Raw genomic sequence first — 2,076 nt, 5'->3', positions numbered from 1 at the left:
ACCTCGGCGGCCTCCAGGCCCTGCCGCAGCTTCAGCTCGAGGACCTCGCGCTCGGCCGGGTTCAGGCCGCGCGCGGCGGTGGTGCGCAGGGCACGCAGTTCGGCCCGTTCGGCCGCTCCCTCGGTGATGTCGATGACGGTGTCCGCCATGCCCGGCGGCACGGTGAGCCGCGGCGCGGGCCGCGGCGACCCCAGGATCCGCAGGCATTCGTTGCGCGCGACGGCGTACAGCCAGGCGCGGAGCCGGCCTGGATCGCGCAGCTCCGCCAGCCGGGACGAGGCGATGACGAACGTGTCCTGGACGGCGTCGGCGGCGTCGGCGGGATTGCTGAGCATGGACCGGCAGTACTTGTAGAGCGGTTCTGCGTACCTGTCGTAGGCAGCGGCGAGCCCGCTGGGGTCTCCTGCCACGATGGACGCGACAAGCTCGCTGTCGCGCGTGAGCATTCGGTCGCTGCGCCTCTTTGTGCCAAGCGGTAACGGAGTGACCGCATTCGTCGGGATACTAATTCGTTAACTTAGGGCCTCGCGGTAACAGCTGTGGGACGGATGCGCGCCCCTGTTACGCATCCGTGTCGCCGCCGTCCCCGCCGCCGGGCGCCGCTGACCCATGAGGCCGGATGAGAACCCCCCTCCGAGCCCTCATCCAGGCCTCGCCGCCGTCTTCGGTTCCGTCCGGCGCCCCACTCCGGCGTCGGCTGGCACCGCTCGCTGCGGACCGGTCCCGGCCCACCGTCCCCGCGGCGGCAGGCCGGGACCGGCGTCCCCGGCCCACGCAGGTATGAGCCGCCGGCCCGCCAGGCGCCAACAGTTTTTCCTGGATTTCTTCGAGAAATTTTCCGGCCCGGATAAGCCCAGGTCAGTCGTCGGCTAGCCGCCCGTCCTCGAGCCGGATCACCACGTCCGCCTGGTCCGCCAGCGACGGGTCGTGGGTGGCGACGAGCGCGGTGAGCCCCTCGGACCGCACCACGGTGCGCAGCAGCCGGATGATCTGCTGACCGGTCTCGTGGTCCAGCTGCCCGGTCGGCTCGTCCGCGATCAGCAGCCGCGGCTGCCCGGCCAGCGCCCTGGCGATCGCGACACGCTGCTGCTGGCCGCCGGAAAGCTCGTTCGGCCGGTGCGCCGCGTGCGAATCCAGCCCGACGACGTTGAGCATCATCCCCACCCGCTCCTCGCGGGCATCCCGGGCGGTCGCGGTGACGCGCAGCGGGATGCCGATGTTCTCCGCCGCGGACAGCATCGGGATCAGCCCGAACGACTGGAACACGAACGCCACCTCGTCCCGCCGCAGCGCGGTGCGCTCCCGGTCGCTCGCCGCCGCCAGGTCGCACCCGGCGACGCGCAGCGCGCCGCTCGTCGGCCGGTCGAGACCGCCCACGATGTTCAGCAGGGTGGTCTTTCCTGACCCCGACCGGCCGTAGAGCACGGCGAACTGGCCTGCTGCGACGGTGAAGGTGACTCCGCGCAGCGCTTGAACCGCAGAATCTCCTATTCCGAACGTACGCGTGATGTCTGTCGCCGCCACCACTGTGTCGCCGGGCGGCAGCGGCGCCCGCTCCCGTGACCGCACTGTGGTGGCTGGCCCTGCCGCAGAAGTCGGCTCCGCGGCGATAGAAGCCGGCGGCGCCGCCGCCGCCGGCGAATCGGGCTCATCCGGTTCCCGCGCGCGGTCGGGCCAGACGCCGATGTGGTCCGGCGTGGACTCGAGCCGCACCCGCTCCCGCATGCCGAGCGGCCGCGTCATCTCGCGCGGCAGCTGGACGCGGCCGGCCCGGTCCATGACCGCGTACTCCACCGCACTGGTGGCCGCGTTCCCCGCCTCGTCGGTCGTGTCGTGCCTGAGCAGCTCGGTGCTGGTGCGGCCGTCCCTGATCGCGACCGTGCGGCGGACGCGCTCGGCCACGGCCGGGTCGTGGGAGACGAGCAGGATGGTGACGCCGAGCTCGGCGTTGGCTGTCTGCAGGGCATCGAACACGCTCGCCGCCGCCGCCGTGTCCAGCTCCCCGGTCGGCTCGTCGGCCAGCAGCACGCGCGGCCGGTTCGCCAGCGCGGTGGCGAGCGCGATCCGCTGCTGCTC

The 2,076-nt window shown here is 72.5% G+C and carries 2 protein-coding genes; both read right to left on the bottom strand.

Annotated features, from left to right (window positions below; genetic code table 11):
• A partial coding sequence (locus WA805_RS29915) for an RNA polymerase sigma factor (RefSeq protein WP_425243998.1) occupies nucleotides 1-446 on the bottom strand: 446 nt, incomplete at its 3' end.
• Between the two features lie 412 nt (nucleotides 447-858).
• Nucleotides 859-2,076 (bottom strand): ATP-binding cassette domain-containing protein (locus tag WA805_RS29910; protein ID WP_425243997.1); only part of this gene is annotated, 1,218 nt, incomplete at its 5' end.

The organism is Trebonia sp. (genome assembly GCF_049794275.1).
Classification (GTDB): domain Bacteria; phylum Actinomycetota; class Actinomycetes; order Streptosporangiales; family Streptosporangiaceae; genus Trebonia.
This window is presented reverse-complemented; position numbering and strand designations above follow the sequence as displayed.